Origin of the sequence: Hyalangium versicolor (assembly GCF_020103695.1) — a bacterium.
GTDB lineage: Bacteria > Myxococcota > Myxococcia > Myxococcales > Myxococcaceae > Hyalangium > Hyalangium versicolor.
In genome coordinates, this window is sequence record NZ_JAHXBF010000003.1 from 366127 (window position 1) to 382497 (window position 16371).

Here is a 16371-nt window from a genome sequence, read left to right on the forward strand (position 1 = left end):
CGGATGTAGTGCCTTGCTCTCGCCAAGAGGATCGCGTCCGACGTGCCCGTGTCTGGCTTCGCCTGGAGGTGCTCCACGAGCCCAGTTTGGTGCTAGATGCCCCACTGGTGGGACCACTTGATCAGCCACATGTCCGTGGTGGGCCCCTGCATGAGCTGGTGGGGGAACAGCTGCGTCATCCGCGGGCTGCCCAGCTCGGGCGGTAGTTCCGACTGGGCGCGCGTGTAGACGAAGAACAGCGTCGAACCGAGCCGGTACTCCCAGCGCAGCACGAGGTTCAGGTTGAGGGCGGCCTCGTGGAAGTTCGGATCGAAGTCGAGCTCCGTGGGTTGCAGGTCCGCCAGCAGCAGCCTGCGGTTGGGGCCGGCGGAGGCCTCGTAGAAGGGGCCGAAGCGGCCATAGGCGCTGAAGACCTGGGCGTAGGCCTGGAGCGTCAGCCGGGGAGTGAGCACCAGGAGCTGACGCAGCGTCAGTGAGAGGGTGCGCGGATTGAGCTGGCCAAAGAAGTGCCGCCCATCCTCCTCTCCGAGCCACCGGGGCCCGTCCACGCTCGTCAAGGTCTCCCCAATGAGCTGCGTCTCCAGGCGCGGCACCGGGCGCCACGTCACCGTCACCGAGGCGCCTCCGCCATTCTTGGAGGGCAGCGGAGAGGGGGAGAAGATCTTGCCGATGTACGCCTCCGCCATGACCGAGAGCGCCCGGTTGGGGTCCGTCGTGGCATCGCAGGAGATTCGGCCATAGGGCGGCCGCTCATAGGCAATCCCTGTCTGGGAGATCTCCCGGAGATCCGAGCGCCCGAAGAGCGCGCTGACCTCGCACTCCGCGGTGTGGAAGCCCGGCAGGGTGGCCGCGGCTCCGGCGGTGAGCTCGTTGTAGAGCTGAATCCCTCGGCCGTCCGTGGACCAGCTCCCCGTGGCGGTCACGCTGGCGGAGAAGTCATGCAGGGGACCCCAGCCGGAAGGGCGGACGAACTGGACGCCGGTCTGCGCCACCTGCTCGTTCTGTTTCGGCTGGAAGCCGGTGGCGTTCAGCTCCAGGCGGGGTGAGGCGTATTCGTAGCTCACGTTGAAGCGGAAGGGCTCGCCGCCCTGCTTTCCACCGTTCACGTAGAGGCCCGCACCCATGTCCCCCGGCTCCAACACGGTCCCATCCCGGAGGATCGTGCCGGCTCGCGGGCCGCCCACGATGTGTGAGCCGGAGAGCTGCCCGCGGATCCCCCAGGTGCTGTCCGCGCTGCGCACGTCCCAGTCCACCGCGGCCGCGTTGCCGCCCGTGGCCCGGCACGCATCCTGCGCCTCGGGATCCTCGGGCTGGGTCGTTCCGCAGAGGCTCGACAGGGGCGTGTTGGTCGCGAGCGTGCCGCCCACAGTGGTCGTGAGACCAGGCTGCCCGCGCAGCACCACCGCCAGGAAGTTGCGTGTCGCGCCGGGCTGGGCTGGCAACTGGTAGTTGGGCCCCAGGTGCAGGGGCCTGCGGATATGGAAGCGGATGCGCTGGTCCGGGTTGTCCTCGTCGACCAGACCTTCAGGCGTCGCGGCGGGGTTGGCCGCCCCCATCACCACCGCATCCAGCACGCCAAGCTGGATCCCCTGCGTCGGATTGCCCGTGAGTTTCGCCGCCGCCAGGATGGGCGTCTCCAGTCCGATCCGGCGGGAGTAGAAGATCTGCTGGGACTCGGAGCCCACCGTCTGGAACACGTCCATCCCCTGGAGGAAGAAGGGGCGCTTCTCGGGGAAGAACTGCTCGAAGGTGTTGAGGTTGAGGATGAGCTGGTCCGCTTCGATCTGGCCGAAGTCGGGGTTCACGGTCGCGCTGAGCGACATGCTGCTGGTCAGCGCCGCCTGGAGATCGACGCCGACATCCGCCGAAGGGCTCGAGAGCCGGGGCTTGGGGCGCGACGGGTCCGAGTACTGGGGGCTCAGTCCGAAGCGGGCCGCCACGTAGGGGGTGATGTCGATCCTGCTGGAGTTCTGCGGGAGCTGGGAGAGCCCGCCGAGGTGCCCGAAGCGCGAGACGAAGGCGTTGGCGTTGCGCGGGATCAGGACGGAGTCAATCACCTCGTGGGTGCGAGCCAGCTCCCGCCGCACATGCAGGCCCCAGGTGTTCTCCTTCGACTTCTCCTTCGACTCCGAGAAGCGCAGCAGGTGCAGGGGAATGCTCAGCTCGGCCGACCAGCCCTGTGGCAGCTCCGCCGCCGCGCCGTCCCACACCGCGTCCCAGTCCTCGGTGTACTTCGTGTCCTCGAAGTAGAGCACGTCCCGGAGGATGCCTCCGGCGTTCACCGAGAAGGCGTAGGCGGTCCGGTGATCGTGGCTGCTGTCGATGAAGACCGAGATGAGGTCCGACTGGGGAGGGCGGTCTCGGCGCCCGAGCTGGCGGTTGATGGTCTCCGGCCGGGAGTCATGAGCGATGACGCCGACATAGAGGTTGTTGTCGTCCAGGAGGATGCGCACCTCGGTGCGCTCGCTGGGCGCCGCGCCCTCCTGGGGGAACGTCTGCACGAACCGATCGAACACCTGCGCGGAGGCCCAGGCGGCCTCGTCGAGCTTTCCATCCACCTGGATGGGGAGCGTGGTCCGCTTTGCCTCGAGCAGGAGCTCCTCGGCTGCTGACGCCGCCATGGGCAGCAGCAGCAGGGGAATGAGGGCAGCTCGGAAGCAGCGTAGGTCCATTGCAGAGGCTCCGTCAGAGGAGGCAGAGGGTGGGGCTTTCAGGCCGGGGGAGCATCTCCTGAGCCCTTCACGAGGGGCAACATTCCTTCGAGGCTCATGCTCGGGAGCCTGCCGAAGTAACGCGCCAACCCGGTAGGGCCCAGCGGCTCATGGGTGGAGGAGGGGTACCCGAGCACGTGATCCAACTGCTGCTGAAGGGCTGAGAACACCCTCTGCGCGCCGCGCTCCAGGATCAGGCATTGCGCCAGCGCGGCCACCAGGCCCTCTGACGAGGACTCCTGCGCGCCCGCGGCTCGCAGCGCGGAGGAGAGCTGGGCCTGGAGTTGCTGGCTGCCAGGCTCTTGCAGCGAAGGGGCCTCGAGCTGCTCGGGAGGCTGGGACTCGCCCGGGTCCCGCCCCAACTGCACGAAGCCGTCCAGGAGCTGAGTCTGGGCCTCTGGCGGCAGCTCGACCAGGGCCGTGGCGGCCTGGGCCAGGGTGGCCGCGAGCGCTGCCCGTCCTTCCCCTACTGTCGCGAGTGCCTCGCTCAGCTTGCCCGCCAGCGGCTCCGCGCCTGGTTGGCCGAGCTGCTCCGACACTTCCTTCAGTGCGCCCTGCATCCGCAGCGAGAAGGCGAAGGAGGTCAGGTGCACCCGCGTGCCCAGCCGCGTGTACCGGAAGAAGGCGTCCACGTCCGGTACGAGCGCCTGGATCTCGTCGTGCCTCAGCGTGCCCACCGGCCCCACCATGACGACCTGCAGCGCCTCCTGGATGAGGTTGGCCGGGCCTGCGCATACCTGCTCCAGCCCCACGAGATCCCCGGACTCCTCCACCAGGGTGAAGAAGTCCTCCGGGGTCATCACCGGCCCCTCGCCATAGCCGTTCATGACCAGCTCCTGCATCACGAGCCGCTCGACCGTAGCGGCGATGCCGACGATGATCTTGTACGCGGCGGCGACCGAGACTGGCAGCTGGCCTTCGGCGATGGGCGCCTGCGCGCGGAAGAGCAGGTAGCCGGGCAGGAAGGAGGCGAGCTTGCACACCTGCCACATGTCCAGGAGCGACAACGTGCCTCGGCCCGTCCTGGACTGGTACTGCCCGCGGATGAAGTCGATGACGCTCAGCGTCTCCGTCCAGTGCCGGTTCATCTGCTTCAGCGCGGAGACGTTCATCGGCTGGGCGTGCTTGTAGCGGCTCCCGGAGTAGGGGCACTGCTTGAGCTCCATCGGCACCCCGGCCTTGACGGCCTCGGGAGCGCGGTGCTCGCCCAGGGGCCGGCCCTCCACGTCCACGTGGGGGCTCATGTCCTGGGTGTCGAACAGTTCGTAGGGAGGTTGAGAGGGGGCTTGTGGGCTCATGGTCTCACGTCCAGCGGAACAGGCGCAGCGACAGAAGGAAGCAGATGACGGCCCACGCGCCCAGGACAGCCAGGCGTGGGGCGATGGCGCTCAGCGACTCGCCGTCATTGATGACGGCGCGCAGGCAGTCGTTGAGCGCGGTGAGGGGCAGGGCGCGGATCACCGGCTGGACGGCCTCTGGGAAGCGGCTCGAGGAGAAGAAGATGCCGGAGAGCGCGAACATGGGAATCACCACCAGGTTGATCACGCCCACGCCGGTTTCGGTGCTGCGGACGCGCGAGCCGCAGAGGAACGCCACCCCCGAGAAAGCGAAGATGCCCAGCACGGTGACCAGTACCACGGAGGCCAGTGAGCCCAGGATGGGCATGCCCAGCACCAGGTGGCCGAAGCCCAGCATCAGCGGCAGATCTACGCACAGCACGAAGAGCACGCGCGCGAACAGGAGGGACAGCAGGTAGGCGCCATGGTTCATCGGGGTGGCCACGAAGCGCTTGAGCAACCGGCGGTGGCGTGCCAGGGCGATCACCCAGGTGATGCCCCACATGCAGCCGCTCATGACGTTCATGCCCAGCAGCCCCGGTATCAGCCAGTCCACGTACCGTGCTCCGGGGGTGGAGATCTGATCATCGACCACCGCGCGGACGTCCGTGCGTCCCTGCGCCCGCTGGAGCGCGTCGTCCGCGAAGGCCCGGGCGGCGGGAGCCTCTGGGCGTGAGGGATCGAAGCGGTAGGTGATCTTCCCGTCCGGTGTCGTGGGGGGAATCACCAGCAGTGCCACCCGGCCGGATTGCAGGCGCAGGCGGGCCTCGGCCTCGGGGAACGCCTGTGCTGTCAGCAGGGGGTGGCTCTCGAGGGTCTGGACGAGCTCCGCCGCCCCAGGGCCCTCGAGCACCCCGACGTGGAGCTCGGGTTGCCCCTGCCGCTTGAAGGCACTCCCCAGCGCCAGGGTGATGAGGACCGGAAAGATGATGGACCAGAAGAAGGTGCTGGGCTCGCGGCTGTACTCCTTGAGCCGCGTGAGGGTCAGCATGAACAGCGCACCGTGACGGCGCGTCTGGGGGCTGGAAGGCTCAGTCACGCAGATGTCTCCCCGTGAGGGACACGAAGACGTCTTCGAGGGTGGCCTGGCGCGTGGACAGCTCGCGCAGCTCGATCTTCTGTTCGTTCAGTCGGTTCACGATGGCGGGCAGCGCCAGGTGAGGTTGTGCCACCGAGAGCGCGAGCCGCTCTCCGGCCACTCGGGCGCTGCTCACCCCGGCGATGTCCTCGAAGCGCTCGGGGGGCAGCGGAGGGTGGGTGGCCACCTCCACCATGTGGCCTCCCCCCAGGGACTGGATGAGCTGCGCCGGAGAGCCCTCCGCGATGATGCGGCCCTTGTCCACCACGGCGATCCGGTCGCACAACTGCTCGGCCTCGTCCATGTAGTGGGTGGTCAGCATCACCGTTCGGCCCCGGTCCCGGAAGGCGGAGATCATCTGCCAGAGCGAGCGGCGGGACTGGGGATCCAATCCCGTGGTGGGCTCATCCAGGAAGAGCAGCTCGGGATCTCCCGCCAGCCCGCAGGCGATGGCCAGCCGCTGCCGCTGCCCGCCGGACAGCCGCATCACCCACGTCTTGCGCTTCTCCGTCAGCCGCAGCAGCGAGAGCAGCTCCTCCGTGCTCGGCCCCTGCGTGTAGAAGGAGCGGAACAGCTCGATCGTTTCTTCCGCGGTGAGCTTGTCCGAGAGCAGGGTCTCCTGCAGCACCACGCCGATCTTGCTCCGGATCTCCTTCGCCTGCCGGGCCCAGCTCCGCCCGAGCACCTCTACCTCTCCCTCGGTCTGCGTCTGCAGCCCCTCGAGGATCTCCAGTGTTGTCGTCTTCCCTGCGCCGTTGGGGCCCAAAAGCCCGAAGCACTCGCCCCGGCGGACTTCGAGATCCAAACCATTGACAGCTGTCTCGGAGCCAAACCGTTTGACGAGCCCCCGCACGCGGATGGCTTCGCTCATGGGTCGGAGATAGAAAAGAGCTGCTGCTTTGGCAATACAGGAAAGACGCTATTTCTCAGGTGCCCCATGTCCAGTCCCTGGTTGCCCTTCTTCAGTGCCAATGCCAGCGCGCGGGTCCGCCTGCTCTGCTTTCCCTACGCGGGGGGTGGGGCTTCGCTCTATCGCTCTTGGAGTGGCTTGCTGCCACCCACCGTGGAGCCGTGCGCCGTGCAGCTTCCCGGGCGTGAGGAGCGGGTGGAGGAGCCCTCCCTCGTTGCGTTCCCCAAGCTCATGGCGGCGCTCGAGGAGGCGCTGATGCCGCTGCTGGTGGAGCGGCCCTTCGCGCTCTTTGGCCACAGCATGGGCGCGCTGATCGCCTTCGAGTTCGCCCGGCACCTGCGGCGGCGGGGAGGACCCGCGCCCGTCTATCTCTTCGTGTCCGGGGCGCGTGCGCCTCAACTGCGCGGTTCGGGGTTGATGCTGCATGCGCTGCCGGAGCCCGAGTTCCTCGCGGCGCTCCAACAGCTCGGCGCGGACGCCGCGGCCATTCTCGAGGTGCAGGAGGCCCGGGAGGTCTGGGGCCGGTTGATGCGGGCGGACCTTCAGCTGGCCGAGCTGTACAGCCCGGGGCCTGAGGCTCCGCTCGATTGTCCGGTGGCCGCCTTCGGGGGACTGTCGGACCCCACCGTGGCGAGAGAGGAGCTGGCCGCCTGGCGCGAGCAGACCGGGCAGACCTTCTCGCTGCACATGCTGCCTGGGCAGCATCTCTTCGTTCGCTCGGGCGCTTCGCAGATCACCCGGCTGCTCTGGCAGAAGCTTCGGGGCGTCGTGCCGGGGCTGTGAGGGGACCGGTGCGGGCATCACAGGTCCACGGTGCCGACCACCGTCACCTGGTCCGTGAGCGCGAACCCGTAGGGGATGGGCTCCGTGTTCGCTGGGCGGCTCTGGCCGGGATCGCCTGGGGCCTCCTTCAGATCGAAGCGGGTATCCGAGACCTGGAGCCGCACCGGGGTTCCAGCGGGGACCTCCAGTTCGACAGTGAGTCCGTCAGGGAGCGGGGCCCAGTACTCGATGACGCCTCCTCCCGTGTCTTCCTTCAGCTTCTTGAGGGCGGCTGGGCCGAGCTGCTCGCCCGCCACGGAGAGCCCCTGGAGCGGCAGGCCTGGAGCCAGCAGCAATTGGAGCCGAGGCGCCTGCCGCCGGGAGGCCACCTGGAGGGTGAGTTTGCGCGTACCTTCGGAGGTGACGTCGCGGCTCACTCGCACCTCGGGCGCCTGGAGCGGCGTCATGGGCGCGGGGGCAGTGTGGACGCTGCGCCAGAAGGTGGGGAAGTACGTGTCCAGCAGGCGCTGGTCGGCAGCGCTGCCGAGGAACTTCGCGGTCCAGGTGTCGGGCGCGAAGTCACTGGAGGCCCAGAGCGCCTCCGAGCGGGCCGTGTCCACGAGGTAGATGAGGCTGGCGGGGCGAGGGTGGGCCGCATCGAAGCGCTCGCGGAAGACGCCGGTGCACAGCAGCACCAGGCTCAGCCCCAACGCGGGCAGCGCGGTGGCCCGTCCCAGGCGCTGGGCCGTGAAGAGCTGTGGCAAGAGCAGCCCCACCCAGAGCGCGAGGAGCAACGCCACCCCGCCCGCCAGGCCCAGCGTCAGCGCCACGTAGAGGTTGATGACCTGGGGAACCCAGAGCAACAGCGTAGGGAGGGTGGTGGCCGCCAGCCCCAGGATCACTTCAGGGGAGGGGGGCTCCTGGGATGAGCGGAGCAGGAGCCACAGCCCCAGCGTGCCGCTGAGCACCGGCCAGGTGAACAGGTAGCTCATGCCGCTCACGAGCAGCGAGGTGAGCAGCCCCAGCAGGAGCCAGCAGCACAATGCCCCCGCGAACAGCTCTCCCGGGCGCAGCAGCTTGCGCAGGAACGCACCCTGGAGCGCGGCGACCACCGCGACCGTCAAGGCCACCAGGCCCGCGATGAAGAGGTGATTGTGATAGGCGTCGTTCTGCGGCAGCTCTCGCAGCCCTCCGTCGATGGCGCCCACGGCCATCCACGCCACGAACGAGGCCACCGCCGTAACCACGCCAACGGCCAGGAGTGCCGCCAGGCCCAGCGAGACACGCCCCCACCGGAGCTTTCCCTGCTTCGTCCCCCGGACAAGGGTGGCAGCCAGGGCGATCAGCGACAGGAGCGCCAGGGGCACTGACCATGAAGCCGGGTAGTGGACCAGCAGCGAGCCGAGGTTGAAGTAGATGCTGTCATCGGGGCTGGGGGCACCCAGCTCGACCTGGCCCAGGTGGCGCGCGAGCGAGAGCATCGACTCACCCTGCTGCTGCAGGCTGCGCGGATCGAGGTTCGCCACGTCGTCCAAGCGGGCGTGGTAGCGCATGAAGCCGTCGATCCAGCCGAAGTTGAGGCCCGCCTTGCCCTGTTCGAGGAACACGGTGAGGTCCGTGTCGTTGGGGAGCCGGCGGTAGACCTCGTAGAACAGGGAGCTGGCCTGGGCGGAGATTCCCGCGCGTGCCGCCTGGGCGATGAGCCAACTGTTGCCGGTGCTGGACTGGAACAGCAGCGAGGGCCCGTGCGAGCCGCGAGCCTCGAAGTTGAGGACGACGGCGACCTTCTGCGCCAGCGGGTGCTTCTGAGCGAAGGCCCGGGCTCCCTCCAGTCCTACCTCCTCTGCATCGGTGAAGAGGAAGATGAGGTCATTGCGAAGCCGAGGCCCTGTCTTCAAGGCGCGCAGGGTCTCCAGCATGGCGGCCACCGCGGCCCCGTTGTCGCTGGCCCCGGGCGAGGTGGGCACCGAGTCGTAATGGGCCACGATGGCGACCGCCTTGTCGGCATTCTCGCCTTCCAGCCGTGCGATGACGTTGTGGACGGTGGCCCCGGGGATGAAATACGGCGTCAGGTCCGGTGCGAGCGCGGAGGTGGTTTGCACCTCGGGCGTCACTCCGAGTTCGCGCAGGCTCCGCAGCAGGTACTCACGCACCTCCCGGTGGGCGTCGGATCCCACTGGGTGAGGGACCGCGGCGATCCGCTCCACGTGCTGGCGGGCCCGCAGCGCGGAGAACGCCTCGGCGGGAGCTGTGATCGGCAGGGGGTCCGGAGCCCCCGCGCAGCGCAGGGTGAGCAGGACCGTGACGGCGACGAGGGCCAGCGCGCCGAGGCTGGCGATGCGGTAGGGGGGCATGGCGTTCATTCCCCGGTTCCCGCGGTGTCCACCTCGAGCTGGATGAGCCCCAGCGCCTGATCGATCTCACGGAGCACTCTGGCCCGGTCCTCGCCGCTCGCGATGACGTAGCCCAGTCGATCGCTGGCACTCTCCGGCGGGCGCACGCGGGTACCAGGGCCCTTGTCCACGCTGAGCTCGCGCACGCTGGCGACCTGTCGTGCCTCCTCCACCCCGCGCACTGCGGCCAGCCGCCCCCGGCGGTCCGACGTCACGAAGCGGATGGAGGCCATCGCCTGCTGTCGGGGACGCAGGTCCACCGGCTTGCCGAGCAACTGGTCCAGCAGCACCGACAGCAGATCAATCCCCGTGGCATGCCGCACCAACTCGGGGATCATTCCTCCGGCCAGCCGTGGGTTGATCTCGATGACCACCGGGCCCTGGGGACAGAGGCGGATCTCCGTGTGGGCGGGCCCCAGGTCGAAGCCCACGGCGTCCAGCGCGGCCACCACGGACTGTTCGAGCGCCTGGCGCTCCGCGGGGGGCAGGTCCGCAGGGAAGTCGTGCCCCAGCTCCACGAAGTGCGGAGGCGGGGAGAGGTACTTTTGGGTGATGCCGATGATCCGGGTGTCGCTCTTGGACAGGGTGACCGTCTCGACGCTGAACTCGGGCCCGTTGAGCAGGCTCTCCACCAGGACGTGGCCGGCCAGGGGTTGGCCACGCTCGTTCACCTGGCGCGAGGACAGCGCGGTGAAGTGCGAGAGGAATTCCTCCCGATTCCGCACCAGCCTGACTCCGGTGCTGCCGCTCTCCGCGGGAGGCTTGACGACGCAGGGGTATGTCAGCTGCTCGCTGAGCTGGAGCGCCTCCTGCTCGGAGGTGACGAGCCAGAAGTCCGGCGTGGGCAGTCCGGCCTCACGTAGCACCTTCCGCGCCTCGTACTTCTCGTGACAGATGAGCGCTGCCCGAGGGTTGAGGTACCGCAGGCGAAGCCGGGCGGCCAGCGACGCCACCAGCGGTACATAGAAGGTGGAGAACGTCAGCAGTGCGTCGATCTGCTCGCGCGCCTGGAGCTGGGTGACGCAGGTGGTGACCGCCGCCGGCTCATTGGTCTCGGCCTCCAGTACGCGCAGGGTGGGAGACCCCGCGAGCCGGCCGAGGAAGGGGTACTTGCCGGGCTGCCGGGTGATGAAGGTGACGCGCTGCCGCTGCTCCAGCAGTCGCTCCACCGCCAGCTTGCCGGTGCCGGTGGTGTTGCTCTCGACGAAGACGAAGTGGTGCGTGTCTGTCACAGGCCAAGTTCCCGGGTGATGTCCGAGCTGAGGGACACCTCGGGGGAATGGTACGGCACCGAGCCATCATGCGGCAGCGGGGCGTAGCTCCAGCGCTGGGCCACGTCCACGCCGTAGCGGATGCGCTGCGGTGCGGCCGCCGCCTCCTGTCCCGTCAGGTTGTGCTTGGCCAGGTACTCGTCCGAGTAGATGGTCTCGCCGTAGCGATCCCCTCGGTCGGGCAGCAGGCAGACCACGTTCTGGTCCGGACCGAACTGCTCAGCCACCCAGGAGGCCACGATGTAGACGGCCCCTGAAGAACCGCCGGCGAAGATTCCCTCGCGCCGGGCCAGCTCGCGGCAGCCTTGGAACACCTCTCCGTCCGAGAGCCAGTGCGCCTCGTCGATGACGCGGTAGTTGATGTTGCCCGCGATGATGCTGTTGCCGTGGCCGCTCTGCAGGCGCGCCATGTTGGGCTGGTTGAATTGCACCGAGCCGACAGCATCCACGGCGATCGAGCGCAGGTGGGGCAGCTTCTTCTTCAGCCCGGCGCTGGTGCCGCTCAGCGAACCGCCGCTGCCCACCGAGGCCACCAGCGCGGCGATGTTGCCATCGAGCGCCTCGAGCAGCTCGCCCGCCATCTGTTCGGTATACGCGCCCGGGTTGCTGGGGCTCTCGTACTGCTGGGGCCAGTAGGCACCGGGTGTGTTCTCCAGCACCTGCTTGAGCCGCGCCAGCCGGGACTGCTGCCACCCGCCCGTGGGGTGATAGGTCTCCACCACCTGGACCTCCGCGCCCAGGGCCCGCAGCTTGGCGGCCGTGCTCACGTCGATGCGCGGGTCGGTGACGATGATCACGCGGTAGCCCTTGACGCAGCCGACGCGCGCCAGGCCCTCGGCCATCGTGCCCGAGGAGCTCTCCACGATGACACCGCCGGGACGCAGCAGTCCCTTGGCCTCGGCGTCCTCCACCATCCTGACCGCGACGCGATCCTTCATCTGCCCGGGCATGTGCATTTCGAGCTTGGCCCAGAGCTTCGCGCGGGGCTTGGAGACGGCGCGGCCGCGCAAGGCGACCAGCGGGGTGTTCTTCATCAACTCGAGTACGGAGGAGACCTTGAGCATGGCAGGTGGGAGCGATCAATGGCCCGCGGGGGGCTGGGTAAGGGCACGGGTCTGCTGCAGCAGGAGGGCCTCTGCGCCCTCGAGCCCCTGGCGCCAGAGGGTGAGCTGGCTGGCGATGCTCTGCGCCGAGAGGCGTTCGAGGTGCTCGAGGACGGTCTGCGGCGCGGGGCCTCCGCCGTGAGCCGCCATCTGCATGCAGTTCTCGGGAGCCAGGGCCTGGGCGAGCTCTCCCTCCTCGAGGGGGAACTGCCGCGAGGTGGCCTGGGCGAGCAGGCCCTCCAGGTGTGTCTTCAGCTCCGCGATGGGCGGGAGCGCACCCGCGGGTTTCTGGGCCACATAGCGGCCTACCACGTCATGAGCTGTCCGGAAGGCGAGGCCATGGCGGGCAACGAGGTAGTCCGCCAGCGCCGTCATCGTCGTGTCCGCATCGACGAGGAACTCTCGCATCCGCTCGGGGCGCGGCTCGATGTGTTGGAGCAGCAGCGTCATCAGGCGCAGGGCCTTGCTCAGGGCGCGGAGGGCCGGCCAGAGGTGGGCGGCTGCCTCGCCGCTCACCTCGACGCTGTTGGCATAGGCGGTGTTCTTCATCCCCATGAGGGCGTTGACGAGCGCGCCCGCGGGGTACACCGCCTGGCCGCGGATGTTCTCCAGGACGAAGGCGTTGCGCTTCTGCGGCATGATGGAGCTGGTGCTCACCAGCTCGTCGGGCCAGTCCAGGAAGCCATAGGCCATGCTGCCCCAGGATTGCAGGTCCGTCGCCAAGCGCGTCAGCGTCGAGCCGAGCATTGCCAGCGCGCTCAGCACCTGGATGACGTAGTCCCGCGAAGCCACCGCATCCACCGAGTTGTCGAAGGGCTCGGAGAAGCCCAGCAGCTGGGCCACTTCGCGGGGGTTGATGGGGAAGGACGTGCCGCCGCCGGCTGCCGCGCCCATGGGGCAGCGATTCACGGTGGCGTAGGTGTTGGCCAGCCAGGTGGTGCCGCGCGTGAACTCCGCCAGCACGGCGGCCAGGTAGTGGCCGAGCGTGCCCGGCTGCGCGGGCTGCAGGTGGGTGAAGGCGCTCATCAGCGTCCGCGTGTGCTGGCGAGCCACCGTTTGCAGCGTCTCTCGGAGCGCCTCGCAGTCCGTGAGGAGCTCCAGCAACTGTGCGCGCAGGCGCATCCTCGTGACGGTGGCGTTGATGTCGTTGCGGCTGCGGGCCACGTGCGCGGCACCGCCCACCTCCGCGCCGAGCTGGTGGATGTACTCCTGCTCGTACATCAGATAGAGGCCGCGGTGCGCTGGAGGAGGCTCGAACACCGTCTCTCCGGCGTCTACGCGGGTCCGCAGCGAGGCGTTGACCTCGAGCAGCCGCGTTACTGTACCGGTGGGGAGGATCCCCTGGTGGGCCAGCATCACCAGGTGGGCCGCGTCGATGCGCAGCAGGTGCGGCAGCACGAGCCGCTGGTCCTCCGCGAAGCTGGGCTCATACAGCAGCTTGAAGAGGACCGGGTGGGGAGGGCGGGTGATGCGGCCGATACCCTGTGCACTCAACGTGCACCTGCCTGGGGCGGGGGCTCGGTGTCCGCGGCGATGTCCGCCACCACCGCGCCCGTTCGCTGGACGATATCGGCGGGGGTGATGCGCAGCATGTGCTGCTCGTCTCCTCCGCCGCCAAAGACGATGTCGTACTGGAGCACGCGCTGATCGATGACGATGGGCACCGGTGTGACATGCCCGATGGGCGGTACTCCGCCGACCGCATAGCCAGTGACGCGCAGCACGGTGTCGGGGCTGGCCAGCTTCATCTGCGTGAGTTGCAGCGCGTTCGCGACCTTCGTGATGGCGATCCGGATGTCTCCCGGTGCGATGGCCAGGCACACCCGCGTCGGATCCTTCTTCCCCTCGAGCACGATGCTCTTGACGATCTGCCCGGGCGTGACGCCGAGCGCGGCAGCGGCCAGGGGCACCGTGGGCATGTCGCTTCCGGGCTTCACCAGGGTCGCCTGCACCTGATGCTGCTCCAGGTAACGGCGCAGCCGGCCACTGGCCTCCGCCGGGGTTTCTTGGGAATCCATGTTGATCCGAATTTAGCGTGGTTCTGAAGGGGTTGACCAGTTGGAACAGCGCGACGACTCGGCGATTTCTTCTTGGCCCTTGAACGGGGGAAGACCGAACTCGGTGCTGGTGACGGTGCAGGCCGAGGAGCAGGGGGCTCGTGGCTGCCGGTGAGGGGATGCCTCAGGTCACGCGCTCGAAATCCACTCCCAAATTGCCGACCCTTTCGAGCGCAGCCTTGATTTCCTCCGAGACAATGAGTGCGGTTTTGAATTTCTCCGGCCTGAAGATCCGCGCGCCTTCAGTCTTCGCTGGGTCAATTCGCAAGCCGTAGATCCAGCGATACTGCCCAGCATACTCAGGGAAGGGGTCTTCTTCGGTATAATGATGCACTTCGCGGCAGTTCGCTTCATCAATACAGTCGATGGCTTTGACTGCGTTGACAATGAAATACCGTCGCGGCTCTCCCTCCACTGTCACTGGGAACAGTTGCACATCATCAGGAGCAAGCGTCCTGAAGACATATGCAACGGCTTCGCTAATGATGGGTACACGCTCGATTCCAGTAAACACGAAGGTGCGTCGCTCGCCTTGATGATCAATCTGGGCCTTCATAGGCCCAGGGTCTTGGAGGATGCGCCCTTCTCCAAACATCCAAGGTTCATCGAATTCGCCGCCTGACTCCGGTATGGGTGTCGCGATGAGCCATTGAGGAACATCAGCCCTATCTATCCAGTAAAAGTGACTCTCCACCTCACTCCCCCACCTTCACAATGTAACTCCGCAGCTCCGAGCCCGGTGTAAGCAATTCATTTGCAGTCTTCGCGAGTTCATTCATCAGCCTTGCCCGGCAAGCTTCAGTTTACGCAGCCCAGCCTCATAGAACCCCTACATGCGAAATCCCAGCGACAAAGAGATTCAACATCGTGATTCCGGGGGCTGACAGCTTCAAGGGGGACTTGCGTTCCTAGCCTACTGCACATGCCTTCTCGATCATCCTAGCGTAGGAAAGCCGCGAGGCGCTGCTGGACGACCTTGGCCGTCTTCTCAGGAATGTGCGTCTCGTTCTCCAGGCCACCTCCCCAGGGAGTGGATATCCCCTTACCCCTCCTGGTAGGTTGGCCGGGTTATGCAACCTAACCTACCCACTCGGTCTTTCCTACTTCTTGTCTTGGTGGCCTCGTCCGGCGCGCAGGCCAGGGACAAGTACGACGAGCCGTTGGTGCGCCCCATCATGCTGTCCGAGCACCCTTCTGACGGCACCCACTCCGTCTACGTGAAGGGGCAGATGGTCACGACCCTGCGATTCGAGCAGCCGGTAGATGCCAGCAAGACGAAGATGGTCGGCTGGGAGGGCCGGCTTGAACCGCTGGCGGCCGTCCGCAACAAGGTCATTCTTGAACCGATTCGTGATCTCAACAAGGACGAGGGTATTCCCCTGGTCGTGACACTGGCTGACGGGACCGAGATTCCGTTCCTGGTGAGGCCACCATGGAGCAAGAGCGACGGGGGTTGGCCACCGATTCTTGACCAGCAGGTTGACGTGTTCAAAGACAGGGAGAGCTATGCGTCCATGTTTGCGGCACTGAAGGACGCCCTGAAGAAGAACGAATTCCTCTCGGAGGAGAACGAACGCTTTCGCAAGGAGGAGAACTCCGTCGACCATGCCTACGCGACGCTTCTTGCGAAGGGGCAAGCGAAGAAGACGCCGTTTCGATTCGTGGCATCCGCCCGCCCAAAGGACCCGGACATGGAAATGGTCGTTGAAATCTACTCGGGCCAAGGCAAAGCGGCAGCCGTCATTTACCTGACGAACACCGGCTACGGCGACACGTGGGAGTTCGCGGATGCCTTCCTGACGCGCGACCTGACGAGCTACACGAAGCAGCCCTTTGCGCTTCGGATGACTCGTTCCGCGATTGCTCCAGGGCAGTCAGGAATCATCGCCGTCGTGGTGGACAGGAGCGCCTTCGAGAAGGACGGGCAGCTCGTAGACTTGGCCCTCCAGATTTTCCGTGCGGATGGGAACCAACAGGTCATGGTGAGGATGGATCGCACCCTGATTCGGCAGTAGAAGTGCCGATCATGTCCACCAGTCGAGCCCTACTGCTGCTCTCTGTCACCCTACTTGTGACGTTCTCAGCGTGCACCACGACCAGTGGAGTTTCACTGCGCCCGGACGGCTCTCCTGGACCGCAGGAGTGTCCAGAGAAGGCGCTCGAAGCCATGCGCTACCTGAAGCTGCATGTCGGTGACGCCGCGCTCGTAGAACTGGACGCGAACCAGATGAGATCACGCCGCATCACCCTCTACGACGGTCCGGTTGAGAGCGTCCTCATGCGCGATCTGGGCCCGCTGGAGACGACAACCCGTTTGTACGGACAGGTCTGGACGAGTGGGCCACAGGCCGTCGTCCGGTACTACAAGGCCCACCCACCGGACGGTGACGAAGTGCCCATCTGCGCGGTAGCACGACTGAGTGAGGACCAGATGCGGAAGCGGCCCGAATCGAAGCTTGGCACGGCCATTCTCGATGGTTCCATGGCGTCTGCCGTCGTAGTCAATTCATTCCGGTGACAGATGGGCGTCACCGGTCCGAAGTTCACGGAGTTTTGGCGGAGTCGGTGGGAGGATCGGTACGGACACCCCACTGCCGCGCCCAGTGCGAACTGGTTCGCAGTGGCGCGAGGCTACTCCTGACTGTGTCAGGAGTGCGAACTGGTTCGCAGTGGCGTGAGGCCACTTCTGACGCCGTCAGGAGTGCGAACTGGTTCGCAGTGGCGCGAAGCTACTTCTGACGCCGTCAGA

General features: G+C 67.0%; 13 protein-coding genes. 3 read left to right on the plus strand and 10 right to left on the minus strand.

The genetic code is table 11. From position 1 onward, the window contains the following. Positions 1-92: 92 nt before the first annotated feature. Genes KY501_RS07915 through KY501_RS07930 form a run of 4 tightly spaced genes read right to left on the minus strand, consistent with a single transcriptional unit; the run spans position 93 to position 5997 of the window. Positions 93-2672 carry a DUF5916 domain-containing protein gene (locus KY501_RS07915; RefSeq protein WP_224362055.1) on the minus strand — a complete coding sequence of 860 codons (2580 nt, stop codon included), beginning with the start codon at positions 2670-2672 and terminating at the stop codon, positions 93-95. Positions 2673-2710: 38 nt separating this feature from the next. Further along, positions 2711-4009, minus strand: a complete 1299-nt coding sequence (locus KY501_RS07920) for a hypothetical protein (RefSeq protein WP_224362056.1) — start codon at positions 4007-4009, stop codon at positions 2711-2713. Between the two features lie 4 nt (positions 4010-4013). Further along, entirely contained in the window at positions 4014-5087 is a 1074-nt protein-coding gene (locus KY501_RS07925; RefSeq protein ID WP_224362057.1) for an ABC transporter permease, read from the minus strand. Further along, complete coding sequence (locus KY501_RS07930) at positions 5080-5997, minus strand: ABC transporter ATP-binding protein (RefSeq protein WP_224362058.1); 918 nt, start codon at positions 5995-5997, stop codon at positions 5080-5082. Before KY501_RS07930 ends, KY501_RS07925 begins: the two co-directional genes overlap by 8 nt. A 66-nt stretch (positions 5998-6063) precedes the next feature. Between KY501_RS07930 and KY501_RS07935 the strand changes: the two genes are divergently transcribed. Further along, positions 6064-6819 carry a thioesterase II family protein gene (locus KY501_RS07935; RefSeq protein WP_224362059.1) on the plus strand — a complete coding sequence of 252 codons (756 nt, stop codon included), beginning with the start codon at positions 6064-6066 and terminating at the stop codon, positions 6817-6819. Between the two features lie 17 nt (positions 6820-6836). On the opposite strand, the gene KY501_RS07940 is transcribed toward KY501_RS07935, so the two are convergent. From KY501_RS07940 to KY501_RS07965, 6 genes are all read right to left on the minus strand, one after another. Then, positions 6837-9161 (minus strand): M20/M25/M40 family metallo-hydrolase, encoded by a 2325-nt coding sequence (locus KY501_RS07940; protein ID WP_224362060.1) that lies wholly within the window; start codon positions 9159-9161, stop codon positions 6837-6839. Further along, a complete protein-coding gene (locus KY501_RS07945; protein ID WP_224362061.1) occupies positions 9158-10423 on the minus strand; it encodes an ATP-grasp domain-containing protein in 1266 nt (421 codons plus the stop codon). Before KY501_RS07945 ends, KY501_RS07940 begins: the two co-directional genes overlap by 4 nt. Then, positions 10420-11526 (minus strand): cysteine synthase family protein, encoded by a 1107-nt coding sequence (locus KY501_RS07950; RefSeq protein ID WP_224362062.1) that lies wholly within the window; start codon positions 11524-11526, stop codon positions 10420-10422. Before KY501_RS07950 ends, KY501_RS07945 begins: the two co-directional genes overlap by 4 nt. 15 nt (positions 11527-11541) lie before the next feature. Then, positions 11542-13059 carry an argininosuccinate lyase gene (argH, locus tag KY501_RS07955; RefSeq protein WP_224362063.1) on the minus strand — a complete coding sequence of 506 codons (1518 nt, stop codon included), beginning with the start codon at positions 13057-13059 and terminating at the stop codon, positions 11542-11544. After that, on the minus strand, positions 13056-13583 hold the full coding sequence (locus tag KY501_RS07960) for an aminoacyl-tRNA deacylase (RefSeq protein ID WP_224362064.1): 528 nt from the start codon (positions 13581-13583) through the stop codon (positions 13056-13058). The genes argH and KY501_RS07960 overlap by 4 nt, the downstream gene beginning before the upstream one ends. A 163-nt stretch (positions 13584-13746) precedes the next feature. Continuing rightward, complete coding sequence (locus KY501_RS07965) at positions 13747-14178, minus strand: imm11 family protein (RefSeq protein WP_224362065.1); 432 nt, start codon at positions 14176-14178, stop codon at positions 13747-13749. 514 nt (positions 14179-14692) lie between these two features. On the opposite strand from KY501_RS07965, the gene KY501_RS07970 reads away from it, so the two are divergent. Both KY501_RS07970 and KY501_RS07975 read left to right on the plus strand, forming a co-directional pair. Further along, positions 14693-15637 carry a DUF2381 family protein gene (locus KY501_RS07970; RefSeq protein ID WP_224362066.1) on the plus strand — a complete coding sequence of 315 codons (945 nt, stop codon included), beginning with the start codon at positions 14693-14695 and terminating at the stop codon, positions 15635-15637. A gap of 11 nt (positions 15638-15648) precedes the next feature. Next, entirely contained in the window at positions 15649-16140 is a 492-nt protein-coding gene (locus KY501_RS07975; RefSeq protein ID WP_224362067.1) for a serine/threonine protein kinase, read from the plus strand. Positions 16141-16371 lie beyond the last annotated feature (231 nt).